The organism is Erythrobacter sanguineus, assembly GCF_900143235.1.
GTDB lineage: Bacteria > Pseudomonadota > Alphaproteobacteria > Sphingomonadales > Sphingomonadaceae > Erythrobacter > Erythrobacter sanguineus.
The window spans coordinates 123,054-148,413 of record NZ_FRDF01000003.1 but is presented as its reverse complement, the minus strand read 5'-3'; the positions used below and the strand labels follow the sequence as shown (position 1 = coordinate 148,413).

General features: G+C 64.1%; 26 protein-coding genes and 1 other RNA gene. 11 read left to right on the top strand and 16 right to left on the bottom strand.

Annotated elements, in window-relative coordinates; all coding sequences use genetic code 11:
• Positions 1-113: 113 nt before the first annotated feature.
• Positions 114-1,340, bottom strand: a complete 1,227-nt coding sequence (locus BUA05_RS03175) for a serine hydrolase domain-containing protein (RefSeq protein WP_072673210.1) — start codon at positions 1,338-1,340, stop codon at positions 114-116.
• Positions 1,337-1,870: a TetR/AcrR family transcriptional regulator gene (locus tag BUA05_RS03170; protein WP_086616509.1), complete on the bottom strand. Its 534-nt coding sequence runs from the start codon at positions 1,868-1,870 to the stop codon at positions 1,337-1,339. Before BUA05_RS03170 ends, BUA05_RS03175 begins: the two co-directional genes overlap by 4 nt.
• Positions 1,871-2,336: 466 nt before the next feature.
• Between BUA05_RS03170 and BUA05_RS03165 the strand changes: the two genes are divergently transcribed.
• Complete coding sequence (locus BUA05_RS03165) at positions 2,337-3,071, top strand: 7-carboxy-7-deazaguanine synthase QueE (RefSeq protein ID WP_072673208.1); 735 nt, start codon at positions 2,337-2,339, stop codon at positions 3,069-3,071.
• Between the two features lie 125 nt (positions 3,072-3,196).
• Here the strand turns inward: BUA05_RS03165 and BUA05_RS03160 are convergent, their stop codons facing one another.
• The 6 genes from BUA05_RS03160 to BUA05_RS03135 all read right to left on the bottom strand — a co-directional run bounded on the left by BUA05_RS03160 (position 3,197) and on the right by BUA05_RS03135 (position 10,004).
• On the bottom strand, positions 3,197-4,891 hold the full coding sequence (locus tag BUA05_RS03160; protein WP_143150248.1) for an ATP-binding protein: 1,695 nt from the start codon (positions 4,889-4,891) through the stop codon (positions 3,197-3,199).
• A 95-nt stretch (positions 4,892-4,986) separates the two neighbouring features.
• The gene (locus tag BUA05_RS03155) at positions 4,987-5,745 is read right to left on the bottom strand and encodes a TIGR02186 family protein (protein WP_072673207.1); all 759 of its coding nucleotides are present in this window, start codon (positions 5,743-5,745) and stop codon (positions 4,987-4,989) included.
• Entirely contained in the window at positions 5,742-6,659 is a 918-nt protein-coding gene (locus BUA05_RS03150) for a sulfite exporter TauE/SafE family protein (protein WP_072673206.1), read from the bottom strand. The genes BUA05_RS03155 and BUA05_RS03150 overlap by 4 nt, the downstream gene beginning before the upstream one ends.
• A 213-nt stretch (positions 6,660-6,872) precedes the next feature.
• Positions 6,873-8,027 (bottom strand): hypothetical protein, encoded by a 1,155-nt coding sequence (locus BUA05_RS03145; RefSeq protein ID WP_072673205.1) that lies wholly within the window; start codon positions 8,025-8,027, stop codon positions 6,873-6,875.
• On the bottom strand, positions 8,024-9,445 hold the full coding sequence (locus tag BUA05_RS03140; protein ID WP_084662438.1) for a glycosyl transferase family protein: 1,422 nt from the start codon (positions 9,443-9,445) through the stop codon (positions 8,024-8,026). The genes BUA05_RS03145 and BUA05_RS03140 overlap by 4 nt, the downstream gene beginning before the upstream one ends.
• A gap of 121 nt (positions 9,446-9,566) precedes the next feature.
• Positions 9,567-10,004 (bottom strand): VOC family protein, encoded by a 438-nt coding sequence (locus tag BUA05_RS03135; protein ID WP_072673293.1) that lies wholly within the window; start codon positions 10,002-10,004, stop codon positions 9,567-9,569.
• 80 nt (positions 10,005-10,084) lie between these two features.
• On the opposite strand from BUA05_RS03135, the gene BUA05_RS03130 reads away from it, so the two are divergent.
• From BUA05_RS03130 to BUA05_RS03120, 3 genes are all read left to right on the top strand, one after another.
• Positions 10,085-10,837, top strand: coding sequence for an SIMPL domain-containing protein (locus BUA05_RS03130; RefSeq protein WP_084662437.1), 753 nt, complete (start codon positions 10,085-10,087; stop codon positions 10,835-10,837).
• A 190-nt stretch (positions 10,838-11,027) separates the two neighbouring features.
• Positions 11,028-11,834 carry a metallophosphoesterase family protein gene (locus tag BUA05_RS03125; RefSeq protein WP_072673204.1) on the top strand — a complete coding sequence of 269 codons (807 nt, stop codon included), beginning with the start codon at positions 11,028-11,030 and terminating at the stop codon, positions 11,832-11,834.
• A gap of 57 nt (positions 11,835-11,891) precedes the next feature.
• Positions 11,892-13,202, top strand: coding sequence for a UDP-glucose dehydrogenase family protein (locus BUA05_RS03120; RefSeq protein WP_072673203.1), 1,311 nt, complete (start codon positions 11,892-11,894; stop codon positions 13,200-13,202).
• Between the two features lie 106 nt (positions 13,203-13,308).
• Here BUA05_RS03120 and rnpB read toward each other — a convergent pair.
• The 4 genes from rnpB to BUA05_RS03100 form a co-directional block, all read right to left on the bottom strand.
• An RNA gene (gene rnpB, locus BUA05_RS03115) (RNase P RNA component class A) lies at positions 13,309-13,741 on the bottom strand.
• Between the two features lie 45 nt (positions 13,742-13,786).
• A complete protein-coding gene (locus BUA05_RS03110) occupies positions 13,787-14,506 on the bottom strand; it encodes an N-acetylmuramoyl-L-alanine amidase (protein WP_072673202.1) in 720 nt (239 codons plus the stop codon).
• 10 nt (positions 14,507-14,516) lie between these two features.
• Positions 14,517-15,170 (bottom strand): histidine phosphotransferase family protein, encoded by a 654-nt coding sequence (locus BUA05_RS03105; protein WP_072673201.1) that lies wholly within the window; start codon positions 15,168-15,170, stop codon positions 14,517-14,519.
• 140 nt (positions 15,171-15,310) lie between these two features.
• On the bottom strand, positions 15,311-15,736 hold the full coding sequence (locus BUA05_RS03100; RefSeq protein WP_425429510.1) for a M67 family metallopeptidase: 426 nt from the start codon (positions 15,734-15,736) through the stop codon (positions 15,311-15,313).
• On the opposite strand from BUA05_RS03100, the gene BUA05_RS03095 reads away from it, so the two are divergent.
• Together BUA05_RS03095 and rpoH are read left to right on the top strand one after the other, a co-directional pair.
• Complete coding sequence (locus tag BUA05_RS03095) at positions 15,735-16,700, top strand: RluA family pseudouridine synthase (protein ID WP_072673199.1); 966 nt, start codon at positions 15,735-15,737, stop codon at positions 16,698-16,700. The genes BUA05_RS03100 and BUA05_RS03095 overlap by 2 nt on opposite strands.
• Positions 16,701-16,877: 177 nt before the next feature.
• Entirely contained in the window at positions 16,878-17,720 is an 843-nt protein-coding gene (gene rpoH, locus BUA05_RS03090) for an RNA polymerase sigma factor RpoH (RefSeq protein ID WP_425429512.1), read from the top strand.
• Positions 17,721-17,897: 177 nt separating this feature from the next.
• On the opposite strand, the gene BUA05_RS03085 is transcribed toward rpoH, so the two are convergent.
• A complete protein-coding gene (locus BUA05_RS03085; RefSeq protein ID WP_072673197.1) occupies positions 17,898-19,235 on the bottom strand; it encodes an amidohydrolase in 1,338 nt (445 codons plus the stop codon).
• 102 nt (positions 19,236-19,337) lie between these two features.
• Here BUA05_RS03085 and mtgA point away from each other — a divergent pair, with 102 nt between their 5' ends.
• The 5 genes from mtgA to BUA05_RS03060 all read left to right on the top strand — a co-directional run bounded on the left by mtgA (position 19,338) and on the right by BUA05_RS03060 (position 22,743).
• A complete protein-coding gene (gene mtgA / locus BUA05_RS03080; RefSeq protein WP_084662436.1) occupies positions 19,338-20,021 on the top strand; it encodes a monofunctional biosynthetic peptidoglycan transglycosylase in 684 nt (227 codons plus the stop codon).
• A 5-nt stretch (positions 20,022-20,026) separates the two neighbouring features.
• Positions 20,027-20,626, top strand: coding sequence for a cation efflux transmembrane domain-containing protein (locus BUA05_RS03075; protein ID WP_072673196.1), 600 nt, complete (start codon positions 20,027-20,029; stop codon positions 20,624-20,626).
• Positions 20,626-21,213: a sigma-70 family RNA polymerase sigma factor gene (locus tag BUA05_RS03070; protein ID WP_072673195.1), complete on the top strand. Its 588-nt coding sequence runs from the start codon at positions 20,626-20,628 to the stop codon at positions 21,211-21,213. Before BUA05_RS03075 ends, BUA05_RS03070 begins: the two co-directional genes overlap by 1 nt.
• Positions 21,210-22,028 (top strand): anti-sigma factor, encoded by an 819-nt coding sequence (locus BUA05_RS03065; protein ID WP_245790058.1) that lies wholly within the window; start codon positions 21,210-21,212, stop codon positions 22,026-22,028. Before BUA05_RS03070 ends, BUA05_RS03065 begins: the two co-directional genes overlap by 4 nt.
• A 160-nt stretch (positions 22,029-22,188) precedes the next feature.
• Positions 22,189-22,743 carry a fasciclin domain-containing protein gene (locus BUA05_RS03060; protein ID WP_072673194.1) on the top strand — a complete coding sequence of 185 codons (555 nt, stop codon included), beginning with the start codon at positions 22,189-22,191 and terminating at the stop codon, positions 22,741-22,743.
• 132 nt (positions 22,744-22,875) lie between these two features.
• On the opposite strand, the gene BUA05_RS15000 is transcribed toward BUA05_RS03060, so the two are convergent.
• From BUA05_RS15000 to BUA05_RS03050, 3 genes are all read right to left on the bottom strand, one after another.
• A complete protein-coding gene (locus tag BUA05_RS15000) occupies positions 22,876-22,998 on the bottom strand; it encodes a hypothetical protein (protein ID WP_281247001.1) in 123 nt (40 codons plus the stop codon).
• 173 nt (positions 22,999-23,171) lie between these two features.
• Positions 23,172-24,437 (bottom strand): ATP-dependent Clp protease ATP-binding subunit ClpX, encoded by a 1,266-nt coding sequence (gene clpX / locus BUA05_RS03055; RefSeq protein ID WP_072673193.1) that lies wholly within the window; start codon positions 24,435-24,437, stop codon positions 23,172-23,174.
• A gap of 198 nt (positions 24,438-24,635) precedes the next feature.
• Complete coding sequence (locus tag BUA05_RS03050) at positions 24,636-25,340, bottom strand: ATP-dependent Clp protease proteolytic subunit (RefSeq protein WP_072673192.1); 705 nt, start codon at positions 25,338-25,340, stop codon at positions 24,636-24,638.
• Positions 25,341-25,360 lie beyond the last annotated feature (20 nt).

Genomic DNA, 25,360 nt, shown 5'->3' with positions numbered 1-25,360 from the left:
GTCCGCTTTCGGGAAGCGGCGGACCGCGCGCGAATGGCGGGAAGTGGTTGGGCAGCTGACGAAAAGTCGGCTCGCCGCTGCCCTTTGCCAGCCTTGGTCCTATGGAACTTTGGTCAATCCGCCGTTTCGGGAGCTAGCGCCTCACCGATTGCCCGAAAAAGCTCGATGGTCTCAAATTCCTTGTCGCTGGATCCATCCTCGGATGTGCCATAGTCGCTGTTGGCCGATAGCTTTACAATCACAAGATCGCGGCTTGGGTTGACGTAGATGAACTGGTTGTAGACGCCAATGGCGGAATATTCGCCTTCATCGCCGTCCATCACCCACCATTGATATCCGTAACCCAAGGCAAAATCGGAGGCCGGGTTGTCGCCCGGCATCAGATGGGGCGCATCTGGCGTAACTGACGCTTTAACCCAGTCGGCGGGCACTATCTGCCTGCCCTGCCACGCGCCATTCAGCCGGAAGAGTTCGCCCATCTTAGCGTAATCAAGCGCCGTGGCGTTGAGCCCGGCGAAGACCATTTCCAGCCCTTCATCATCCACCAGCCAATGAGCATCGTTTTCCGTACCCAAGGGTTGCCACAACTTCTCCTCCATATAATCGGCCACTGGACGACCGGTCGCTGCAACCAGCAGGAGTCCCAAGACCTGCGTTTCGGCGCTGTTGTATCGGTTGAATGTGCCAGGCTCGCGTTCGCGCCTCACGGTTTTCAAAAACTCTTCGTAGGAACCACCAAACGCCAGAATATTACCGAAGCGGCGAATATCAGATTCAGGGTCGCCGTAGTTTTCCTCCCATGCTGCGCCAGAGGACATTTGCAGCACATCTTTAATCCGGACCCCATCATAGGCAGAGCCCTTTAGCGATGGGACATAATCGGTAACCGGTTCTTCGATCGATCTGATGTGCCCTTCATCGACAGCAATTCCGACCAAAGCTGAGGTGAAACTTTTCGCCACCGACATGGAGAGCCATTCGACATCGCGACCGCCCGTGCGCCAATAGTCTTCAAAGCGCAGCTTGCCGTCGTGAATTACAAGCAATGCCGATGTGTCAGTGTCTTCGAGGAACTGCGCAGTATCAAGTTCGGCGGTGCGATAGCTGAATTTTTCGGGCAAGCTGATCGGTTCGCCTCGGGGGAATTGGAATGGAGCCTCCGAGGCAGTCATCGTCGCGGTCGGGAATAGCTCATGCGCGCGGCTGAAATTATCCACCTGCTCGGCTCCGGAGAACATCGTTGCAGCCATCTGGGCGCGTTGAATGTTCGGCCAGAACCAGGCGGCTGCACAAACAGCTGCAAGGGCCGCTATTCCCAGTCCGATCAATACCTTTTTCATGCTGTTTTTTCTTTCTGCGTCATCATGCCGGTAACAAGAGCCTGAGCAGCCTGCTTCGACGATTTCATCTCGCCCTTGCGCCTGTAGAGAGACGCAAAACTGGCGCTGCCGTAAGCCAGGCAGATCAGGGCATGGGCCGTAGACATGCGCTGGGAACCATCGCCTACGATGCCGTCGGCGGCCATCTGGTCTGCCAACGCCTGCTGCATTTTCCGATACATTTCCGCCAGCCGCAGCCGAACACTCTCATCGCGCTCGCCCAGCTTCCAAAGTTCGGCGACAATCGTGTTTGTCACCTCATTCGAAAACGCGGTTTCGAACAGGAAATCGATCGCATCCTGAGTTGTCACAGAGCCTGTCTTGGCCCGGATTTGGGCATAATCATGATCGGCGCGGGCGATCATCCTGTCGATCAGCAAGGGGATGATATCGCCCTTATTCCCGATGAAATAGCGCACCAGCGAACGGGGCAAATCCGCCTCGTCCGCTATCTTTTGCAAAGTGGTTTTGGCCAAGCCTTCGCGAACCACACAGGTCTCGCAAGCGGCTAATATCTGTTCACGGCGCTTGTCGCCAATCTGAGCTCTAGCCATCTCGCCACCTTCATTGTCATCGCTGACAACTATGTGAACCAGCCATTCTTGTCAATAATGACAAGAATGGCTGAGTTTCGTTCCATGTGTCGGGCCCAAACCCATGCTAGATTTTGAAAATGTCCGAAACGGGGTCGCTAGCGGAACGGCAGCTTTTTTCGCGAACCGCCCAGAAGCTGCCGCACGGGCGGGTCGCTGTGGCAAAAATTTCCTACCGCCTGAAATCGTGCCATAGGCGCTGCACGATGTGCGCCCTTGATCAGCAGAACAGCCCCCTCTCCCCTGCCCGTCCGCTTGGCCGGTCAGCCAGTATCCTTCTGGTAGAAAACGATTTTGCTCTATCTTCCGAAGTTGGCAGGGTGTCGCCTTTGTCGCCTATGTCAGCTTGTGCGGGGCAAAAGCCATGAACCTTACTCTTGCCACCGACGATACCGGCGGGCCTGAGATTTTCGCGAGCCTGCAAGGCGAAGGGCCGAGCGCAGGCGTGCCGGTCGGTTTTGTGCGGTTGTCGCGCTGCAACCTCGCCTGCACGTGGTGCGACACCGCCTATACGTGGCGGTTTGAAGGGGACAACAGGCCGCACCGCGACGGGATCGTGTTTGATCGCAGAGCCAATCAGGTGACGCTTTCGCCTGCCGAGGTCGCGGCACGGATCGCGGCGCTGGGCCAGAACCGCCTTGTCATCACCGGGGGCGAGCCGCTGCTTCAGGCGGGCGCATTGGCGGAAATGCTGGAACACCTGCCGGACATCGCGGTGGAGATCGAAACCAACGGAACGGTCGCGCCGCCCGTCCGGCTCGATATCCGGGTCGATCAGTATAATGTCAGCCCCAAGCTTGCCCATAGCGGCAACCCCGGCGATCTGGCCCTGATCCCCGAGCGGCTGGACGCATGGGCTGCCGATCCGCGCGCGTTCATGAAGTTCGTGATCGCCGCGCCGGAGGATGTGGCCGAGGTGCTCGAACTCCAACGCCGCTATCGCTTCCGGCCCGAACGCGTGTTCCTGATGGCGGAGGGCACGGACAGCGCGGCCCAGCGGGAACGGCAGGCGTGGCTGTCAGGCCTGTGCTTGCAACACGGGTTCAGGATGAGCGACCGGCTGCATATTCATTTGTACGGCGATACCAGAGGCACGTGACGAGAAAGGAGATCAAATCGGTCGCGCAGCGACCGCAAGCGCGACCGCGCGCCCGCAGCGATGCGGCCTTCAGGCCGCGTGAGCGAGGATTTCGCACCGCGGACGCGGTGCGGAACACAAAGGCATCAACCCTGGCTTCTCCAGCGCATCACCACGCGCTCGACCAGTTCTTCCTCGCCGCCATCCCTGCTCCACAGGTCGACGAAGCTCGGGTCTTCGGAAGCGGGGCGTTTGTGTTCCTCTAGCGTGTCGAAGGTGACGCGGATCGGGATCGCCACGCCTTCACCGCAGATGATGCATTCGCGGTTGCGCAGCGCCGGGATCGAATCGAGGAAGCCGCGCGCGCCTTCGGGCATGGCGGCTTTCACAAAGGCCTGGTCGCGATCATTGTTGAGGCGCATCGCGATGATCGTGCCGCACTGCGACAGCACGCCTTCGGCAAGGTCGGAGGGGCGCTGGGTAATCAGGCCGAGGCTGATGCCGTATTTGCGCCCTTCCTTGGCAATCCGGCTGAGGATCTTGGCGACAGACGATCCATCAGAGTTCTTTTCGTTGGGGACGTAACGGTGGGCTTCCTCGCACACCAGCAGCACGGGCCGGGTCTTTTCCTCGCGGCCCCAGATGGCGAAATCGAACACGAGCCGGGAAAGGACGGCAACCACGGTAGAGGTAATGTCGGACGGCACGCCGGAGACATCGATGATCGAGATCGGCTTGCCATTGCCGGGCATGCGGAAGATCTTGCCGATGAAGTTGGCCATCGTGTCGCCCACCAGCATGCCCGAAAACAGGAACTGATAACGCGGATCAGCCTTCAATTCGTCAAGCTTGCCCTTGATCCGCATATAGGGCGCAGAGGAGGTCGCCTTGTCGAGCTTGCCCATCTCGTCCTGCAGAATGTTGCTGAGGTCGGACAGGAGGTAGGGGATCGGCGAATCCACCGTGATCTTGCCCATCGTCTGGGCCAGCCGGTTACGGCCCCGCGCAGCCAGCAGGCACTTGGCCAGAATGTCGCTGTCGACCTGGCGTTCATTGCCGCTGCTGGACAGGAGGACTTCGCAATGTTCCTCGAAGTTCATCAGCCAGTAGGGCATCTGCAGGTTGGAAACGTCGAGGATCTGGCCGGTCTGGCGGAAGGCGGCGGAATATTCGCCATGCGGGTCGATCATGACGATGTGACCCTTGGGCGCAGCTTCGCAGATGCGGTGCAGGATCAGCGCGGCGCTGGTCGATTTGCCGGTGCCGGTCGAGCCGAGCAGGGCGAAGTGCTTGCCCAGCATCGCGTCGATATACAGCCCGGCGCGGATGTCCTTGGTGGGGAAGACCTTGCCGATGGTGACGCTGGCGCGCCCGTCGCTGGCGTAGATCTGTTCAAGATCGCGGGTGGTGGCAGGATAGCACAATGCGCCCGGCACCGGATAGCGTGTGACCCCGCGTTTGAAGCCGTGGATGCGGCCGGTCAGCTTTTCCTCGCCGCCTTCGCCGAGGAAGTCGATATGGGCGATGATCCCGCCTTCGGTGCGGCGGTCCTTGCGCTGGTCGCGCACGCTGGCGAGCAGCCAGGCATCGCCGACGCGGATCTTGATCTGGCTGCCGACCTGTCCGGCCAGCGCCACTGAGGGATCGGGATCGGCCATGCATTCGTTGATGCGCTGGAGGTCAAAGGCGATCTGCGAACCGGAGCCGGAAATCTCCAGCACCACGCCGATCGGCAGGCGGGCATTGTCGGGCGGGCCGCTGCTGGCAGCCGGCGCGTCATCTTCTGCTGCCAGCTCCGGGCCGGTGAAGCGTTCGAAATCCTGCCTGGGGTGATCGGTCATGCGCTCCCTTCCTTGCGCCCGCGTCGGGACGTGGCAGCCGGCATAGGGCAGACGGGGTTAAAATCGGGTCAATGATGGCAACTTCGGCCAGCGCCCTAGCCGCGCGCGAAAACCCTTCCGGCCAACCAGCCCATCGCCAGCGACAGGGCGATCGCGCCCATGCCATAGAACAACGCCCAGCGTTGCGAGGCCACCACCACCTGCCCTTCAAGCCCGACTTTCTCGACTTCGATCCGCGCAGTCGCGCTCGCCAGCACCCGGCCGCGGGCAATGGCGAAGGTCTCGGCGGTATAGGCGCCGGTGGTGACATTGGATGGCAACGCGATGCGCGCCTGATAGAGCACGCCCTCGCTGATCCGCACACCTTGCGGATCCTGCTTGTACAGGCCCTGGCGACGGCGCAGCTCGACCAGCCCGCTGGCATAGCGGCTCTGCTCCTCGGGATCGATCTGGCCCGAGGGGGAGAGCTGGATGAAGTCGGTTCCCAGTTCATAGATGGCCGCCGTGCGTTCATCCACGATCTCGCTCACGGGCTGCGAGGAGGCGACTGCGAAGAACGAGGGCGCCGAGCGGAAATCGCTCGCCCCTGCGTTCATCCAGATCCCGGCGAGGCGCTCCTTCTCGCGGATGCGCACCGGCTCGGCCGGACCCTTGAGCACCACCACAATGTCGTAATCTTCCGCTGCGCCGCGCGGGGCGATGACCGCGCCGTAAAGCAGCAGGTTGGCACCGGTGAAGCCCTGCCGCACCTCGACCCGCGACTGGCTGACCTCGGGCACCAGAATCGGCTCGCTCTGAGCGGTCAGGAACGGCGCAGCCAACAGCAGCAGGAGGACGGCAAATGACCGTTTCACAGCGGTGCCACCGTGTAGATCTCGTCAGGCTGCACGCCGAGCCCGTAAAGCATCCGCAGCGCGATCACCAACACCAGAGCGGCCAGCGCGAGGCGCAGATATTCGGGCCGCGCCTTCAAGGCGATCTGGGTGCCGAACTGCGCCCCCATCACCGAACCCAGCAGCAGCAGCGCTGCGAGCACGATGTCCACCGCCTTGGTGGTCAGCGCGTGGGTCATGGTGGTGACCATGGTGACGAACAGGATCTGGTAAAGCGAGGTGCCGACCACGACATTGCCGCTCATACCCAGAATGTACAGCATCGCCGGGACCAGCAGAAAGCCGCCGCCCACCCCCATCAGCATGGTCAGGATCCCGACCAGCATCCCGAGGATCAGCGGCGCCAGCGGCGAGATATAGAGACCCGAAGCATAGAACCGCCAGCGATAGGGCAGGCTGGCCACCAGCGGGTGATGGCGCCGCTTGCGCACCGGCGCCCCGCCCTTGCCAAGCAATGCCGGCCTGAGCGCAACGATCGCCTCGCGCATCATCAGCGCCCCGATCGATCCCAGCATCAGAACGTAGAGGATGTTTATGACGACATCGATCTGCCCCAGCGCCTGCAGCAGCCGGAACAGCACCGCACCGATCAGCGCCCCGATCACCCCGCCGCCGACCATCACCGTGCCCATCCGGTAATCGACCCCGTTGCGGCGCGAATGGGCCAGCACGCCGGAAACGCTTGCGCCGGTCACCTGCGTCGCGGCAGAGGCTGCCGCCACCGTTGGGGGGATGCCGTAAAAGATCAGCAAGGGGGTGGTCAGAAACCCGCCGCCCACACCAAACAGACCGGAAAGAATGCCGGTCAGGCCGCCCAACAACACGATGAAGAGGCCGTTGACCGAAAGATTCGCAATGGGCAGGTAAACGTCCATGCCATAGCGATTAGCCGAGTGGCACAGGCGATGAAAGCCGCGCAAGACGCCTTATTGTGCGCGAGATGCGGATTTTCGTCCGAAGTTCCGGTCGCAGCGCACCCTAATACCAATGCTCGATGAGATTGACTCATCGAGCATTGGTTAAGCCCGTGCGGCGCTTGAGCATTTCCAGCGCGTGATGCGTCAGCATCCTGGCGCGCTGGTATAACGCTAGAACTGTGTCGACAAGGTCACTGCCAGCCCGGAGTCCGGCCCGGCATCACCGCCCACTTGCTCGCGCCAATCGAACGCGAGGCGCGCGGGAACCTCACCGACCGCGAAATCGAGCCGCACTGTCGGGCCGATGTCGATCCGCTGCGCGCCTTCCTGTGCCCCGCCCCATGCCCCCGCGCCGACACTCAGGCGCAGGCTGCCATCGGTTGCGCCTGCCACCGCACCGATCTCGCGCGTCAGTTTTGCCTGCCCGTCGGCGAAGGGCGTGGCATCGGCCCCGCCAACCCAGCCGGCCTGGCCATAAGCTTCAAGCCGGGTGCCGAGTGGCAGGCTGATCGGCGCGATCTCGGTCACCGCGAACACCGCCGGGCGCAGCTCGTTGCGGAACGCGCCATCGGTCAGCCGCACCTCGCCCAGCACCCGCACCGGCACGCGCGGCAGCGGACGCAGCGAGGCGCCGAGCGCGAGTTCGTTTTCCCCGCGCCGCACCAGCGCGCGATAGGCGCGGGCATACAGACGCGGTTCGCGCTCCGATCCCGGCGCGAGCCGATATTGCAGCACCGCGCCAATCTGGCTCGCCCCATAGACCGGCACCCGCCCTTGCGAGATCGGCGCAGCATCCGAACCTTGCCGCCAGAAGCCCCACACATCGAGTGACCAGCGGTCCCCGCGCGGCGCAGGCGCTGCGGGCGGGGACAACGGCGATACGGGTGCGGGTGCCGGTGCGGATGTGGGTGCAGCCATGCCCGACAAGCGGCGCGGAACAATCGCCATTGCCGCGTCTGCCTTGCCGGGGCGTTGAGGCGGCGCGGCAGGCCCGGTCGGCATCCGGGGCAACAGCCCGGCCGGCTTGCGCGGGGAAGGCAAGCGCAGGCTGGCGAGCCGGGACACCCGCCCGGCAGACGCGCCAGCCTGCGCCGGAGCGGGGGGCGGCGCGTCAGTGGCTGCGGGCAGCGGGTCAGTCACGGTGGCCCCCTGCTCAGGCACAGGGACAGAAGGCGCGCCAGCGGCAGCCGTAGCAGATGGCACGGCGGCGGCGAGAAAGGGGCTTTCCCACAGCAAGGCGCGACCAGCGACCCAGCCGGCCAGCACCAGTCCGATCATCAGCAGCGGCACGCCGCGCGCAGGTGCGCCCCCCGCCGCTGGCTTCATTGCGGCGGCGACCCGGCAAGGCCCATCCGCAGCGGGTGAACATCATGGTCGGTCTTGTCCCACGGTGCGGCTTTCCCTCCGAGTGTGCCGGCATAGGCAAACACCGCCCGTCGCCCGGCGATGATGGCCACCAGATTGGCGAGCGGCAGGCGCAGCACCGCACGCAAGGCCTCGCCCGGGCCATATTCGCGCGCGGCAAAGGCAAAGCGCATGACCGCGCGCCAGCCGAAGGCCAGCAAGTTAACCAGCAGCAGAGCCTTGAGCAGCGGGGTCAGCGGCACCGGCTCACCCACCCCTGTCAGCAGCGCCAGCCCGCCCAGCGCAGTCATCAGCACCAGCACATAGCCCGTCAGCAGCACCAGCGCCGCCAGCGGCCCGCGCCGGTCGCGCGCGCGCATCCAGCCTTCGATCGGCCCGCCAGCCCAGCCCACCCGGTCCCAGCCCTGCAAGGCAATCCCCAGCACCCAGCGGCTTTTCTGGCGCACGACATGTTCGAACCGGTTGGGAAAGAACGCACGGGTGGCGACCAGCCGCCCGTCTTCGCCGCGCGCCCGGACAAAGCGGCAGCGTCCGCCTCCCGACGCAATCCCGATGCCAAGCTCGTAATCCTCGGTCAGCGAATCGCTGGCAAAGGGCAGGCCATCGGCACGCCGCGCGGCCAGCCCTGCGAGCGCGGCGCGAGCGGCGGCGCAGCCCACGCCCGCCCCCGGCAACCCCGCGCCCAGCCAGTCGCGCACCACCATCGCCTTGCCATGGGCCTCGGCAAACTCCTCGCAGTAATGGCTGCCCAGCTGGTTCGCGAACCAGCCGCCGTGGCGCTGCACCAGCGGCTCGACCGGAAGCTGCACGAAATCGGCCCCGCCGGCGATGGTCTCGTCAAGCAGGCCGAGCGCGGCCGGATCGACCATGTCCTCGGCATCATGGAACACCACCGTCGCGAACTGCCGGCCCGAACGCGCCTCGTCAGTCGCCAGCCCTGCATATAGTCGGTTGAGGCAATCGGCCTTGGTGCTCGGCCCGTCACGGTCATGGATCACAACCCGCAGGCGCATGTCACCCCTTGCCGCACTCGTCGCCGCTGCGAGCGTGGCCGGGTCGTTGCGATAGCAGCCGATATACAGCCGCAGCTGCGGTTGCGGCCAGCTGGCCAGAAGATGCGCGATGGTATCGCCGATCACCGCTGCCTCGTGCCATGCGGGAATCAGCACGGCGACAGGGCCATGCAGCGGGCGGGATTGCAATGCGGCACGGAGATCGCGGCGGGTTCGCGCACGTCCGGTCGCCCAGAGCCACAGCCACAGGACATCCAGCGCCAGGTCGTCCACGGCACCGATCAGGAAGAATATCCCTGCAAACAGCAATAGTTCATGCTGTAGCAGCGCGAGCAACTGCCACAGGCCAGGCTCTGCAATGCACAAGGCGACCCCTTCCCCGTGTAAGCCAGCAAACTATCGCGCCCGGGCTGCGCTTGCAACCGGGCCTGATTTTTTGTTGGTTTACATAAGGTATACTTGATTCAGCCAAGTTGTGCGGCGCGCTTTACCAGCTGCCGACATTCTCCATGCTCGCCCATGGCTCCTGCGGGGGGAGATGCCCTTCCTGCAGCAGTTCGACCGAGATTCCATCGGGCGATTTGACAAAGGCCATATGCCCGTCGCGCGGGGGTCGGTGAATGGTATGGCCGGCATCCTTCAGGCGCTGGCACGTCTCGTAGATATTCTCGACCCGGTAGGCGAGATGGCCGAAATTGCGTCCGCCATCATAGGTTTCAGGTTCGCTGCCGTCTTCGGGGGGCCAGTTATGGGTCAGTTCGACCTCCGCGAGCCCCTCCTGACCCGGCGCGGCAAGAAAGATCAGCGTGAAGCGCCCGGCGGAGACATCGAAACGGCGCACTTCCTCCAGCCCGATCAGCTTGAAGAACGCGACCGTCGCATCCGGATCGGTGACGCGGATCATGGAGTGGAGATATTTTACCATGGCAACTTCCATTCAAAAACGGTTCATCGACGCTGATGCACAACTCGTCGTATCAATTCCCACACCTGAAGGATAATGCGATGAGCGAACCCACGGCGCAACCGGTGATCGACGAACCCGGCTTTCCGCGCGATGCAACCACCTTGCGCTGGTTCGGCACCGCGGCAATCGCCGGCATCGGGATCATCGCTGGCGGATACCTGCTGGGCGACGGGCTGCTGCGCGCCAAGGATGCCGAACGTGCGGTCACCGTGCGTGGTCTGGCCGAGCGTGATGTCACCGCCGATCTGGCCACCTGGACGATCTCCTATTCCGCCTCCTCCGCCAGCCTTGCCGAAGCGCAGGACAAGGTGCGCCGCGATACCCGGGCGATCGAGGGCTTCTTCAAGGAGCTGGGCTTTCCAGAGGGCGCGCTCCAGCCGACCGGCGCCAATGTCTCCAGCTATACCAATGAAGGTGTCACCACCTACACTGTGCGCCAGCGGCTCGCGCTGCGCAGCGAGGATATCGCCCGCGCGCAGAAAGCGGTCGCGCGGCAGTTCGACCTGGTCGGGCGCGGGGTGTTTCTGGAAGAGGGTTCGGGCATGAGCTATACCTTCACCAAGCTCAATGAAGTCAAGCCCGAGATGGTGGCCGAGGCGACCCGGGACGCACGCGCCGCCGCGCAGCAATTCGCCGAGGATTCGGGCTCTGCCGTGGGCAAGATCCGCGATGCGACACAGGGCTACTTCACCATCGAGGCGCGTGATGGCGAGGCAGGCGGCTGGGGCATGGCCGATAGCCCGTACAAGAAGGTGCGCGTGGTCACCACCGTCAGCTTCTCGCTCGACTGAATGCGTGCCAGCGCCGATCTGGCACTGCTGGGTGCCGCCCCGGTCGAGTTGCCCCTGTCCACTTGCCCCGGTCCACTCGGTTGCGGTTCGTCCGCAGCAGGGCTAAAGGCTGCGGTCTTGCAGGAGAACGGTGCGCCACGGGGTTCGTTGCCGCCTGCCACCCCGCCAGAACCGGATCTGCAGCCACTCTATGTTCAAGCGATTGCGCGATCTTTTCCGTCCCCAGCCGCCACCGCGCCTTCCCGCGGTGAAGGCGGGCACGCGCCATTACGCGATCGGGGATATCCACGGACGGCTTGATCTGTTCGAGGCGATGATCACCGCAATCGAGGAAGACGATCGCATCGCGGCTAGCGCCGATACCCGTATCGTGCTGCTTGGCGACCTCGTCGACCGCGGGCCGGACAGCGCCGGGGTGATCGCCCGCGCCCGGGCGTGGCAGCAGGCCCGCAAGGTGCGCATTCTGGCCGGTAATCACGAGGAAATGTTCCTCGCCGCCTTCGAAAAGCCCGAGGCGCTGCGGCATTTTCTCAAACATGGCGGGCGCGAGACGCTGATCAGCTATGGGCTGTCGAAGAAGCAGCTTGCCACGCTGCCGCTGGAGGATATCTTCGAACGCCTGCCCGCGCTCGTCCCGCAGTCCGAACGCGACTACATCGCCGCCTTCGAACCGATGATCCGCGCCGGCGACTATGTCTTCGTCCACGCCGGGATCGATCCGGCCCGCCCGCTCGCCGAACAGAAGCGTTCCGACCTGCTGTGGATCCGCGAACGCTTTCTCAATCACGAAGGCCCGCTGGAAAAGGTGGTGGTGCATGGCCACACCATCTTCGAACGGGTGATGGATTGCGGCAACCGCATCGGCATTGACACTGGCGCTTTTCGTTCGGGTGTGCTTACAGCGCTCGTGCTCGAGGGCGACCAGCGGCGGATCATTCAGGCCTGTGCCAGCAATGGCGGACCGGTGCGGATCTTCCACGGCGACCGGGCGATCTAGTCTCGCGCAGATGATCGCGGGGGCACTACGGACGGTTTCGGTCAAGGGCAGGTATCCATGAAGATTGCGATGGTGGGTTCGGGCTATGTCGGGCTCGTGTCGGGGGCGTGCTTTGCGGATTTCGGGCATGATGTGGTCTGCATCGACAAGGATCAGAGCAAGATCGACCGGCTGCACGCCGGGATCATGCCGATCTATGAGCCGGGTCTTGATGCGCTGGTGGAAACCAACGTCAAATCCGGACGGCTGACCTTCACCACCAATCTGGCCGAAGGGATCAAGGATGCTGCGGCGATCTTCATCGCGGTCGGCACGCCCAGCCGACGGGGTGATGGCCATGCCGATCTCACCTTCGTCCACGCGGTAGCGCGCGAAGTGGGCGAACATCTCGCCAATGAGTCGGTGATCGTCACCAAGTCGACCGTGCCGGTCGGCACCGGCGACGAGGTTGAACGGATCATCCGCGGAACAGGCAGTCCGCACCGTTTTGCGGTCGTTTCCAACCCCGAATTCCTGCGTGAAGGCGCGGCGATCGGCGATTTCAAGCGGCCCGACCGGATCGTGATCGGCGCCGAGGACGAATTCGGCCGTGAAGTGATGCGCGAGGTCTATCGCCCGCTGTTCCTCAATGAAAGCCCGATCCTGTTCACTTCGCGCCGCACCAGCGAGCTGATCAAATATGCCGCCAACGCCTTCCTTGCGACCAAGATCACCTTCATCAACGAGATGGCCGACCTGTGCGAGAAGGTCGGCGCGAATGTGCAGGACGTCTCCCGCGGGATCGGGATGGACAACCGCATCGGTTCCAAGTTCCTGCACGCCGGGCCGGGTTACGGCGGCTCGTGCTTCCCCAAGGACACGCTCGCACTGCTCAAGACCGCCGAGGATTACGACAGCCCGACGCGGATCGTGGAAGCCGTGGTCAAGGTCAATGACAGCCGCAAGCGGGCAATGGGCCGCAAGGTCATCGATGCGCTCGGCGGGCCGGAAGCGGCGCGCGGCAAGAAGGCGGCTCTGCTCGGCCTGACGTTCAAGCCCAATACCGACGACATGCGCGATTCGCCCGCGATCGCCGTGGCGCAGACGCTGATGGATGGGGGCGTTGCGGTCAGCGCCTATGATCCCGAAGGCATGGAGCAGGCCCGCCCGCTGCTTCCGCACGTGACCATGTGCGACAACGCCTATGAAGCCATCGAAGACGCCGACGTGGTGGTAATCGTGACCGAATGGGACGCCTTCCGCGCGCTCGATCTGAAGCGGGTGAAGGAACTGGCGAATGCGCCGGTGCTGGTCGACCTGCGCAACGTCTACAATCCGGATGACATGCGCGCTGCCGGGTTCGAATATGTGAGCGTGGGGCGCTCCTGATTTGCGGGCGCGCGGTCGCGCTTGCGGCCCGCCCGCAGCGACGCGACCTTCAGGTCGCATGAGCGAGAATTTCGCATCGCGGAGGCGGTGCGGAATACTAGACAACAACATCAGGGGGCCATCATAAGCCGGGTTCTGTTTCCGCGGGCGGTATCCTGACGGACCGGCCCCGCGGTGGCAGCCATTCATCTGGGCGCAGGATTGCTCCTGTGCTCTAGCAGCCAACCCGGGCCGCTCGGGGCGAAACACCCCTGCCCGCCTTGCGGCGGGCGCGCGGCCCCTATTCGGCCTTGCTCCGGGTGGGGTTTGCCATGCGGACCCTGTTGCCAGCGCCCCGGTGCGCTCTTACCGCACCCTTTCACCCTTGCCTGTCCCCGAAAACGGGCCATCGGCGGTTTGCTCTCTGTGGCACTTTCCCTTGCCCCGCCTTTCAGCAGAGCCGGCGGGCGTTACCCGCCACCCTTGTTTCGTGGAGCCCGGACTTTCCTCGCGCGCCCGTGCTTTCGCACGAACACACGCGGCTGCCTCAGGCCCCCTGATACGCGCCGATATAGGCATTGTTCGGGTGGTAGGAAAGCCCCGCCTTAACGGGTCCGACCCTGATCGCGGTCAAGCAGCAATTGCCACAGGATCGCGGCGATCTCGCCATCGACCACGCCGGTGATATGTTCAGGCCGCCAGCGCCGCTCGAACGCCTCGACCGCCTTGCGCTGGTCGGTGATGTCATAGCCAAACCGTTCCAGCGCGAGGAAGAACGCGCCCTCGTTGTGGAACGGATCGCCCGCGGCCAGATTGGTCGGGCGCGGCAGGCACAGCTTGTATTGGGCCAGACGATCCCACGGGAACAGCTCACCCGGGTCGATCTTGCGCATCGGCGCGACGCAGGAATGGCCCACCACATTGGCGCGCGGGATGTCATACTGCTTCACGATTCGGCCCAGCAGTGGAAGCAGCGCGTTGATCTGCGCATCGGCAAAGGAACGATAGCCGAGCGCATGGCCGGGATGATCCAGTTCGATCCCGATGCTGGCCGAATTCACATCCGGAATGCCGCGCCAGAACGATTGGCCCGCATGCCAGGCGCGGGCGTGTTCGGGCACCAGCCTTATCACCTCGCCTTCCTCGGTGATGCAGTAATGCGCGCTGACCGAGGCGGCGGGATCGCACATGCGTTCCAGCGCGGTTTCGACCGGCTTCATCTCGGTATAGTGCAGCACCACCATGCTGATCGGCAGATTGCGTTCATTGTGGTTGGGCGAGGGAACCTCGCGGTGCACAAGTTCTGCGTCGTCAGCGCCCGGCATCGACGCAGCCCTAGCCGATCAGGCCTTCAGGCTCGGGCAGCACCGCGCCAAGCACCAGCACGCCGTCACCAAGCTTGTATTGCAGCCCGCCGTCCAGTTCCTCGGCGACCAGCGCGATCATGTGCGCCGCCGCCGTGCGGCTGGTGATTTCGGCCTGCGCCAGATCGCCCTGCAAGGCGCGGCCGATGGTTTCATCGAAAGCGATCCGGTCACCGCGCGCGCGGGCGACGATCTCGACCGCGCCGTCGCGCCGTTCGGCCCCGATATCGAGCGTGCCGCCGCGCACCAGCGCATCCAGCGCGATCTGCGCAAGGTTGAGCAGCACCTTGACCGCGGGCTTGGGCAGGCTCGGTTCGGCAATCGCCCAGTTGATCGTCACCCGCTTGGCCTCAGGCGCAAGCGCATCGATCACGCTTTGCGCCTCGTCGATCGGGATTGCTTCGCCAAACCCCCCGGCGGCACCGAAAGCGAGGCGGAAGAACTTCAGCTTGTCGGTGCTGATCCGCGCCGATTGTTCGAGCAGTTCCATGCAGCGGGCGCGCATTTCGGGGTCCTGCTCTTCAGCCAGTAGCTCCAGCCCGTTGGCAAGCGCGCCAACCGGCGAGAGCATGTCATGGCACAGGCGCGAACACAGCAGCGCGGCAAGATCGGTCTGCGAGGTCATGGCTGGTGGTTGATCCGACCTTGTTGGAGACACATGAGACACTGTCTAGGGGCAAAACGCCCGGCTTGCCAGCGTCGGCCTGGCGCAGGCAGCGCACAATACCCGGAAAAAGGCAGAAAATGCGAAAGCATCGCCCGATTCTAGCGCTCCGTGACGACGTAGGAAAGGGCCGTGAAGCCCGCATCCGCATCGCTGCCCCCGTCCTTCCACAGCCGCACCTGCTCCCCGGCGATGATCGCCCACACCCGTCCATCGCCCGCCGCCATGGCGCGGTCGGTGATGCTGGGGACAGGATCGCCCGTGGGGTGCGAGTGGAAATATCCGATGACCTGCAGCCCGCCCCGGCGCGCGGCGCGATGCGCATCGACCAGCGCCTGCGGATCGATTTCGAAATGCGTTTCAGGCGCGGGGTGGACATTGGCGGTCGTGCGCGCTTCGATTATCCGCCCGCCCTCGCCCAACAACATCCCGCAAGCTTCGCGCGGATGGGCGCTGCGAGCGGCAAGGCGCATGGCGGCAAGGGCCTGACTTGTCACTTCGACATCCATCGCGCATGCCCATACCATGTCCGAGCACGAAATCATCACCGGCACCATCCCGGCCGCCGCAGGTTCTGGGGCCCGTCTCGACAAGGTGCTGGCCGAGGCGACGGGCTTTTCCCGCTCACGAGTGCAGGGGTTGATCGACCAGGGGCGGATCGATGTCGCGGGCAAGACTGCGACCTCCGCTTCGATGAAGGTCGCCGAAGGTGCGCCGTTCCGCATCATTATCGCCGCGGCCATGCCCGCCGAGGCCGGGCCAGAGGATATCCCGCTCACCATCGCTTACGAAGACCAGCATCTTGTCGTGGTGGACAAGCCGGCGGGCATGGTCGTGCACCCGGCTGTGGGCAACATCACCGGCACGCTGGTCAATGCCCTGCTGCATCACTGCCGGGGGAAATTGTCGGGCATTAACGGCGTCGCACGGCCCGGCATCGTCCACCGGATCGACAAGGACACATCGGGCCTGCTGGTGGTCGCCAAGAACGATGCCGCGCATGAAGGCCTTGCCGTGCAGTTTGCCGCGCATACCGTCCACCGCCGCTATCTGGCGGTGTGCGCGGGACACCCGTTGCCCCCCGAAGGCACGATCAATGCGCGGGTGGGCCGGTCGGATGCGGACCGCAAGAAAATGACCGTGCTGCCCAAGAATTCCTCACGCGGGAAAACCGCCGTCACCCATTATACCGTGCAGGAGCGCTTCACCGATGCCGCGCTGATCGAATGCCGGCTGGAAACCGGTCGAACCCACCAGGTGCGCGTTCACTTTGCGTCAATCGGCCATGCGCTAATGGGAGACCCTGTCTATGGACGCACCCCCAAACCGCTCAGGCCGCTGCTCGATCAGCTTGGCTTTGCCCGTCAGGCGCTGCACGCCGCGGAGCTGGGATTCGTCCACCCGGCAAGCGGCGAAACGCTCCGGTTTCAGGCCGATCTGCCGCCCGACATGGCGGAACTCATCGACGAACTGCGGCGTTATAATCGATGAATTACGCATACAGCGGCCCGGTTTTGGCGTATATATAACCTCGTGGCCCAGTTTGCCGGATGCCCATCAGGGGTTCGGCGCAGGCGGTCGACACAAGAAAGGTTAGGAACCCAAGTGACGAAGACGAAAAGCCCCTCGGTCCCGGCCCTCAGCGGCGAGCAGAGCCTCAATCGCTATCTGTCGGAAATCAGGAAGTTCCCGGTGCTCACCGCCGAGCAGGAATACATGCTCGCCAAGCGTTATCAGGAACATGAAGACCCCGATGCCGCCGCACAGCTGGTGACCTCTCACCTGCGCCTCGTCGCGAAGATCGCGATGGGATACCGCGGCTATGGTCTGCCGGTGGCCGACCTGATCTCCGAAGGCAACGTGGGCCTGATGCAGGGCGTCAAGAAATTCGAACCCGATCGCGGATTCCGCCTCGCGACCTACGCGATGTGGTGGATCAAGGCGTCGATTCAGGAATTCATCCTGCGCTCGTGGAGCCTCGTGAAGATGGGCACCACCGCCGCGCAGAAGAAGCTGTTCTTCAACCTCAGGCGGATGAAGAAGCAGCTCGAAGCCTATGAGGACACCGATCTCAGGCCGGAGGACGTGACCAAGATCGCAACCGATCTGGGCGTGCCGGAACAGGAAGTCGTCAACATGAACCGGCGGATGATGATGGGCGGCGACGGCTCGCTCAACACGCCGATGCGCGGGGGCGAGGAAGGCTCTGGCGAATGGCAGGACTGGCTGACCGATGATCGCCCCTTGCAGGACGAAACCGTGGCCGATGCGGAAGAATCGCACATGCGCCATGAAATGCTGACCGAAGCGATGGACAGCCTGAATGACCGCGAACGCCACATCCTCACCGAACGGCGCCTGACCGACAAGCCGCAGACGCTCGAAGAGCTGTCGCAGGTGTATGACGTGTCGCGCGAACGCATCCGCCAGATCGAGGTGCGCGCCTTTGAAAAGCTGCAAAAGGCAATGCAGCGGATCGCGGGCGAAAGGCTGCTGCCCGGGGCGGCGTAGTTTGTTTTGCCGCAAGCGCCGACTCGGGCATCCGGCCCTTTGGGCTTGCGAGCCATAAGGCGCAGCGGTCGGTCGGCCTTCGGCTGAACCGACAGCATCGTCCAGCGCGGGAGAAGTCCGGCGCGGTAGAAGCAAAAGCCCTCCCCAGCACGATCGGGGAGGGCTTTTGCTGCCTGCCTAACTCGCCGGAGCCAGATCCAGCACCGCTGCCACCATCGCCCGCGTGCCCAGCGTCACGCTTTCGCGCGGGGCGATCTTGAACAGCGGGGAATGGTGCCCCGCCACCGCCGGGCCGCCATCTTTCGCCGCGTCGAACGCCGCCTGCGGGGTGCCGCCGACCGCGAAGAAATAGCCCGGAACGCCTGTCTTCTCCGAAACGAAATAGGTGAAGTCCTCGGCCCCCATGTTCTGCTGCACGAAGGGCACCACCGCCGCCTCGCCCAGCTCGCGCTTCATCACCGCGTTGAGCCGCTGGGCAAGTTCGGGATCATTATTGGTCACCGGCGTTCCCGCGACATGCGTGATCTCGACCGGCAGATTGTCGGGCAAGCCGTGGGCCTTGCCGATATTCACCGCGATCCGTTCAATCGCCGCGATGGCTTTCGCGCGCGTCGCTTCGTCATTGGCGCGCACCGTCACCTGCAATTTCGCCTCATCCGAGATGATGTTGTGCTTGGAGCCCGAATGGAACGAGCCGACCGTTACCACCACCGGATCGAGCGGGCCGATCTCGCGGCTGTCGATCGATTGCAGCGCGGTGACGATCTGCGAAGCGATATAGACCGGGTCCTTGCCCAGATGCGGCGAGGCCCCGTGGGTGCCAACCCCCGGCACGCGGATGTCGAGCGAATCCGAGCTGGAATACTGGATGCCCTCGGCGGCAGAGATCTTGCCCGTCGGCAGGTTCGCCGCGACATGGAAGGCCAGCGCATGATCGGGCTTGCCAAAGCGTTCGTACAGCCCGTCAGCCAGCATCGCCTTGGCCCCGCCGACGCGCTCTTCGGCCGGCTGGACGACGAACATCAGCGTGCCGCGCCACTGGTCCTTCATCGCCATCAGCCGCCGCGCCGTGCCCACCATTGCAGTGATGTGCACATCATGGCCGCAGGCGTGCATCACCGGATATTCCTTGCCATCCTCGCCGATCTGCATCGCCTTGGATGCATATGCGAGGCCGGTCTTCTCCTCCACCGGCAGCCCATCCATGTCCGCGCGCAGCAGGATCAGCGGGCCATCGCCGTTCCTGATGATACCGACCACGCCGGTCCCGCCGACGCCTGTCGTCACCTCCAGCCCGGCAGCGCGCAGTTCGGCGGCCATCCGCGCGGCAGTGTTGTTTTCAAGGTAGGACAGTTCCGGGTTCTGGTGAAAATGGGTGAACAGCGGCGCAAGATAGCCGTCATAATCCGCCTCGACCGCGCGCGCGGTTTCGCGGTCATCGGCCAGCAGCGGCGCGGCAAGCCCGGCAGCGACAAGCGCGAAGGCGGCGGCGGTGGTGGTGCGAAGCAAGTGCATCGGAAAATCTCCCCTGTCGTGGCGGCACGGTAAGCACGCCCTTTCGCGCACTGCAAGCAGCGAGGCGATTGCGCCGACCTCGCACCGCCCCTAAACGCGCAGATGATGCGCAGTCCTGTCGCCCTCATCACCCGCATCCTTGCCAAAGCGATCCTCGGCTTTGTCGGGCTGACCTTCGTGCTGGTGGCCGCCTTCAAATGGCTGCCGGTGCCGGTCACCGCGACCATGGTGATGGACGAAAACGGCATCACGAAAGATTGGGAAAGTCTGGACAATATCGACCGCAATCTGGTTTCGGCCGTGATCGCGGCAGAGGATTCGCGCTTCTGCGACCATTTCGGCTTTGACCGCGAAGCGATCGAGCAGGCGCTGGAAGAACGGCTTGCGGGCCAGCGTCAGCGCGGCGGTTCCACCATCAGCCAGCAGACCGCCAAGAACGTGTTCCTGTGGCAGGGCGGCGGCTGGCTGCGCAAAGGGCTGGAGGCGTGGTTCACCTTCTGGATCGAGGCGGTGTGGGGCAAGCGGCGGATCATGGAGGTTTACCTCAACGTCGCCGAAACGGGCATCGGCACCTATGGGGCAGAGGCCGGAGCGCAGCGCTATTTCGGCCATTCTGCCGCGCGGCTTTCGCCCGACGAGGCGAGCCGCATGGCCGTTGCCCTGCCCAGCCCCAAGAAACGCAGCGTCAAGAACCCCGGCGGGTGGCTGGCGCGCCACGGCAACAGCATCGAACGCCGCATCGGCATCGTCAGGCGTGACGGGCTCGATGCTTGCGTCTATCAGTAACGCCAATGGGTCACGCGCACGCACATCATCATCATCACGGTTCCGCCCATCAAGGGGCCTGTCATGGCGCGCATGGCGGGCGCATTCTGTCCGATGTGCTGCTGCTGGCGATCACGATCGGGGCGATATTGTTAGAGACCATCCACCGCCTGATGGAGCCGCAAGCGCCGCAGGGCATGGCGATGATCGTGGTTGCCGGGATCGGGATCGGGATCAAGACGTTGACTGCCATGCTGTTTGTGCGCGGTCAGGAGGATCTCAATATTCGCGGGGCTTATCTCCACATGGCCGCCGATGCGCTGGTGTCGGTGGGCGTGCTGCTGGCAGGGGCGGCAATCCTGCTGACCGGCCTCGTCCGGATCGATGCGGCGGTCAGTCTGGTGATCGTCGCGGTGATCGTCGCGGTGATCGTGTGGGGCACATCGGGGCTGGCGCGCGACAGCGCGGCGATGGACCTGCTCACCCCGCATCTGGTGATGCCCGAACGGCCTGCCTCGGACAATTTTCTGCACGCTGTCGCAGCCAGCCTGCGCGCCCGTTTCGGGGTCGATCACGCCACGCTCCAGAGCGAAAGCGACGAGCATCATTGCGGGGCATATTGCTGATGGCCGCGCGCCCTCGCCCCGCCAGCGCCGAAGCGCGCGAAGCCCTGCGCGAGGCGATGGAACGCCTTGCCGCGGGCGACCAGTCGGCGCTGGAAGATATCTATCGCATGACGCGGGTGAAGCTGTTCGGCATTACCTTGCGTATATTGGGCGACAGGAAGGAAGCCGAGGACGCCTTGCAGGACGTCTACATCAATCTGTGGCAGCGGGCCGACCGCTATGATCCCGCGCGGGCGAGCCCGATTTCGTGGCTGGCGACCTTTGCCCGAAACCGCGCGATCGACCGTTTGCGCACCGGCAAGGTGCGTGGCGGGGCTGTGGGGATAGAAGAAGCCGCGCCGCTGCCCGACGAAGCGCCGCTGGCCGATGCGCTGCTGGTGGATGCCGAGCAGGCAGCGCAGATTCGCGAGTGCATCGCAGGCCTCGACGAACGCACCCAGACCCATATCCGTGCGGCGTTCTTCGATGGCCATACCTATGCCGAGCTGGCCGAGCAGGCCGATGTGCCGCTGGGCACGATGAAAAGCTGGATCCGCCGCGGGCTGCAACGCCTGCGCGCCTGCCTCGAAGCGAGCGAAATGGCATGAACGGTCCCGAAGACATCCTGCCGGAAGAAACTGGCCCTGAAGGAACTGGCGCCCAGCCGATGCGCGACGATCCGATGCTTGCCGCCGAATGGGCATTGGGTCTGCTGGAAGGCGAGGATCTGCTCGCCGCGCGCGGCAAGTATGCGACCGATCCCCAATTCGCGTGGCGCAAGGAATGGTGGGACAACTGGTTCGCTCCGTGGACCGACGACATGGCCGGCGCTGCCGAGCCGGGCGACCACGTTTGGCAGGGCATTGCCGGGCGGATCGCAGCGCAGGCAGGCACCGAAGGCGGCGGATTAGACGCCGCATCGGGCGGTGATGTGATCGAACTGAAGGTGCGGCTGCGGCGCTGGCAATGGGTTGCGGGGCTGACTTCGGCTGCGGCGGCCGTCGCGCTGGCGCTGCTGGCCTTTGCGCCGGACAATGCCCCGGTGACAGCGCCGGGCGCGGTGCCTGCACAGATCGCCGCCGCCGATCCGATGGTGGCGACCGTGCCGATCGGCGAGACCGGCCTCAGGCTGGATGTCACCTGGATCCCTGCAAGCGACAAGATGCTGATCGCCGCGCTCGGCCTTAGTGCGGACGGGGTGCACGATCACGAATTGTGGCTGGTCCCGCAAGGCGGCGGCGATGCCTTGTCGCTCGGCGTGGTCGCGCCGGGCGAAGTGCGCAGCATGGCCGTGCCGCAGGATATCGCCGCCGAACTGCACAACGGATCGCGCCTGGTGCTCACCCGCGAACCGATTGGCGGCAAGCCCGAAGGCATCGATGCCGGGCCGGTGGTGGCAGAGGGCGCCTTTACCCGCGTCTGAGATCGCCTCGATCTCATATCACCTCGCTTTGCCGCACCAGCGCGGCACTTCATCCGCATAAGCAGTGGCTCACGCATCCGCTGCGACCGGGCGGACGTAGCTGTGCGTGCAAGTGGGAGGGCTTGCAGACGAGACATTCCCCCAACAGGAGATCCCCACTGTGACCCCCAAGACCAAGCTTACCACCATCATCGCCGCAGCACTCGCCGCCACCGCCGGTGTTACCGCCGCGCCCGCGCTGGCCGATCATCACATGGAAGAAAAGGCCGAAGCCAACATCGTCGAAACCGCGATCAGCACCGGCATGCACACCACACTGGTCGCTGCCGTTCAGGCCGCTGGTCTGGTCGACACCCTTGCCAGCCCCGGTCCGTTCACGGTCTTCGCGCCGACCGATGCGGCCTTTGCCAAGCTGCCCGCCGGGACGGTGGAAACGCTGGTAAAGCCGGAAAACAAGGGCATGCTGACCGCAATCCTCACCTATCACGCGGTTGCTGGCGCGGTGACCGCGGGCGACCTGATCAAGCTGATCAATGATAATGGCGGCACCGCCACCATCTCCACCGTCGGCGGCGGCACGCTCAGCGCGGCGATCGAAGACGGCAATGTCGTGATCACCGATGCAAAGGGCGGCAAGACCACCGTGGTCAAGGCTGACGTCATGACATCGAACGGCGTGATCCACGTCACCGACAGCGTGTTCCTGCCCGCCTGAACCGCAAGATCCAACGGTTAGCGCCGCTCTGATTCCCCATCCCCTCCCCCCTGAGGGGCGGCGCTGCTAGCGACCCCGTCCGGCCTCTCCTCCAAGGGCCGGGCGGGGTTTTGTTTTGGGCCGGTGGAGGGATCAGGCACCAGGCAACCAGCGGCTCATACGCGCGCGCAGCAGCCGCACCAGCGCGGGGTCCATGAACGCGAACTCGTCGGGAATGTCGAGCACCACCACACGCTTAACCTTCAGCGCGGCCATTGTGCTTCTTCTGGCTACAGACGAATAGGTAGGGTCGCATGGTCGCCCGAGCCGGTGCGCGATGGCAGGCACCGGTCGCTAAGCGACCGCAAGGCCGACCGGTCGCCCGAGCTTATGCGAGGAAAGGCAAGGCGGACGGATGTCCGCCGCCCGCCGTTTGAGGGCGTAACAAGTTACGCCGCTTCTTCCTTCTTCTCTTCGCTACCGATCACGCGGATCGGCTCTTTCTTGCCTTCGACCACTTCCTTGTCGATCACGATCTCGGTCACGCCGTCCATGTCGGGCAGGTCGAACATCGTGTCGAGCAGCAGGCCTTCGACGATCGAACGCAGGCCGCGTGCGCCGGTCTTGCGCTTGATCGCGCGTTCGGCAATCGCCCGCAGCGCGTCGTCGGTGAAGGTGAGTTCGACGTCTTCCAGCTCGAACAGCTTGCGGTACTGCTTGACCAGCGCGTTCTTCGGCTCGTTCAGGATGGTCACAAGCGCATCGACATCGAGGTCATGCAGCGTGGCGATCACCGGCAGACGGCCGACGAATTCGGGGATCAGGCCGAACTTGAGCAGATCTTCCGGCTCGCTCTTTTCCAGCAGCTCACCCACGCGGCGCTTTTCGGGATCGGCGACATGCGCGCCAAAGCCGATGCTGCGCTTTTGCAACCGATCGGCAATGATCTTGTCCAGCCCGGCGAAGGCCCCGCCGCAGATGAACAGGATGTTGGTGGTGTCGACCTGCAGGAATTCCTGCTGCGGATGCTTGCGTCCGCCCTGCGGCGGCACAGAGGCAGTGGTGCCTTCCATCAGCTTGAGCAGCGCCTGCTGCACGCCCTCGCCCGAAACATCGCGGGTGATCGAGGGGTTTTCCGCCTTGCGGGTGATCTTGTCGATCTCGTCGATATAGACGATCCCGTGCTGCGCTTTCTCGACGTTATAGTCGGAAGACTGGAGCAGCTTGAGGATGATGTTTTCCACATCCTCGCCCACGTAACCCGCTTCGGTCAGGGTGGTCGCATCGGCCATGGTGAAGGGCACGTCGAAGGTGCGCGCCAGCGTCTGGGCGAGCAGCGTCTTGCCCGAACCGGTCGGGCCGACCAGCAGGATGTTGGACTTGGCAAGCTCGACATCGCCCGCCTTGCCGCTGTGCTTCAGCCGCTTGTAGTGATTGTGCACCGCGACCGAGAGCACGCGCTTGGCCCGGTCCTGCCCGATAACATAGTCATTGAGCGTGGTGAAGATATCCATCGGCGTGGGGATCTCGCCTTCCTTCTTGCCGGCGATCCCTGCCTTCGTTTCCTCGCGGATGATGTCGTTGCACAGCTCCACGCATTCATCGCAGATGAACACGGTGGGGCCGGCGATCAGCTTGCGCACCTCGTGCTGGGACTTGCCGCAGAAGCTGCAATACAGGGTGCTCTTGCTATCGGATCCGCTCAATTTGGTCATTCCTGTGTCCTCGAATCCGCGCAGAAAAGCGTCGCGATTCCTCGCGTGGATTCGGTAAATGTATCCATGGCACCAGATGAATCAACACATGGGGCAAGATTTAATCGCTCCGGCATGGTGCAGGAGACCGCGAAATACCGGAAGGCACCCGGCCTTCCGGTCACTGTCCCGCCGCGGGGCAGGTGCGAGGGCAAGACCTTATTCAGGCGCGCCGCCCGAACCATCCTCGCCCGAAGATTCCTCGTTTTCCGGGCGGGTTTCGAACACCTTGTCGACCAGACCGAAGGCCTTGGCTTCTTCCGCTTCAAGGAAGGTGTCACGATCCATCGCCTTTTCGATTTCTTCAAGGCTGCGGCCGGTGAACTTCACATAAAGATCATTCATGCGGCTGCGGATACGCAGGATCTCACGCGCCTGGATCTCGATGTCGGATGCCATCCCGCGCGCCCCGCCCGAAGGCTGGTGCACCATGATTCGCGCATTGGGCAGCGCAATCCGCATCCCCGGCTCACCCGCCGCGAGCAGGAAGCTGCCCATGCTGGCAGCCTGCCCCATGCACACGGTCGACACGCGCGGCTTGATGTACTGCATCGTGTCGTAAATCTGCAGGCCAGCGGTCACCACGCCGCCGGGCGAGTTGATATACATGCTGATCGGCTTGGAAGGGTTTTCGCTTTCGAGAAACAGCAGCTGCGCCGTTACAAGGCTGGCCATCCCGTCTTCGATCTGGCCGGTCACGAACACGATGCGTTCGCGCAGCAGACGGCTGAAAATGTCGAAGCTGCGTTCGCCCCGGCTGGTCTGTTCAACCACCACAGGCACCAGCGCACCGGTGTAGGGATCGCGCGTGAACTGGCCTTGGGAGCCGTAAGTGTCGCCGGAATTGCCGAACAGATCGATCATGGGGGGTTCGTGTCCTTCGT

Coding starts and splice junctions, on each gene's coding strand:
- BUA05_RS03160 (WP_143150248.1), bottom strand. CDS start 4,891: ATGACCGATCACCCCAGGCAGGATTTCGAACGCTTCACCGGCCCGGAG.
- BUA05_RS03165 (WP_072673208.1), top strand. CDS start 2,337: ATGAACCTTACTCTTGCCACCGACGATACCGGCGGGCCTGAGATTTTC.
- BUA05_RS03125 (WP_072673204.1), top strand. CDS start 11,028: ATGTTCAAGCGATTGCGCGATCTTTTCCGTCCCCAGCCGCCACCGCGC.
- BUA05_RS03175 (WP_072673210.1), bottom strand. CDS start 1,340: ATGAAAAAGGTATTGATCGGACTGGGAATAGCGGCCCTTGCAGCTGTT.
- BUA05_RS03065 (WP_245790058.1), top strand. CDS start 21,210: ATGAACGGTCCCGAAGACATCCTGCCGGAAGAAACTGGCCCTGAAGGA.
- mtgA (WP_084662436.1), top strand. CDS start 19,338: ATGATGCGCAGTCCTGTCGCCCTCATCACCCGCATCCTTGCCAAAGCG.
- BUA05_RS03110 (WP_072673202.1), bottom strand. CDS start 14,506: ATGCCGGGCGCTGACGACGCAGAACTTGTGCACCGCGAGGTTCCCTCG.
- BUA05_RS15000 (WP_281247001.1), bottom strand. CDS start 22,998: ATGGCCGCGCTGAAGGTTAAGCGTGTGGTGGTGCTCGACATTCCCGAC.
- BUA05_RS03135 (WP_072673293.1), bottom strand. CDS start 10,004: ATGGTAAAATATCTCCACTCCATGATCCGCGTCACCGATCCGGATGCG.
- BUA05_RS03095 (WP_072673199.1), top strand. CDS start 15,735: ATGTCCGAGCACGAAATCATCACCGGCACCATCCCGGCCGCCGCAGGT.
- BUA05_RS03105 (WP_072673201.1), bottom strand. CDS start 15,170: ATGACCTCGCAGACCGATCTTGCCGCGCTGCTGTGTTCGCGCCTGTGC.
- BUA05_RS03085 (WP_072673197.1), bottom strand. CDS start 19,235: ATGCACTTGCTTCGCACCACCACCGCCGCCGCCTTCGCGCTTGTCGCT.
- BUA05_RS03120 (WP_072673203.1), top strand. CDS start 11,892: ATGAAGATTGCGATGGTGGGTTCGGGCTATGTCGGGCTCGTGTCGGGG.
- BUA05_RS03100 (WP_425429510.1), bottom strand. CDS start 15,736: ATGGTATGGGCATGCGCGATGGATGTCGAAGTGACAAGTCAGGCCCTT.
- BUA05_RS03130 (WP_084662437.1), top strand. CDS start 10,085: ATGAGCGAACCCACGGCGCAACCGGTGATCGACGAACCCGGCTTTCCG.
- BUA05_RS03075 (WP_072673196.1), top strand. CDS start 20,027: ATGGGTCACGCGCACGCACATCATCATCATCACGGTTCCGCCCATCAA.
- BUA05_RS03145 (WP_072673205.1), bottom strand. CDS start 8,027: ATGAAGCCAGCGGCGGGGGGCGCACCTGCGCGCGGCGTGCCGCTGCTG.
- clpX (WP_072673193.1), bottom strand. CDS start 24,437: ATGACCAAATTGAGCGGATCCGATAGCAAGAGCACCCTGTATTGCAGC.
- BUA05_RS03050 (WP_072673192.1), bottom strand. CDS start 25,340: ATGATCGATCTGTTCGGCAATTCCGGCGACACTTACGGCTCCCAAGGC.
- BUA05_RS03070 (WP_072673195.1), top strand. CDS start 20,626: ATGGCCGCGCGCCCTCGCCCCGCCAGCGCCGAAGCGCGCGAAGCCCTG.
- BUA05_RS03150 (WP_072673206.1), bottom strand. CDS start 6,659: ATGGACGTTTACCTGCCCATTGCGAATCTTTCGGTCAACGGCCTCTTC.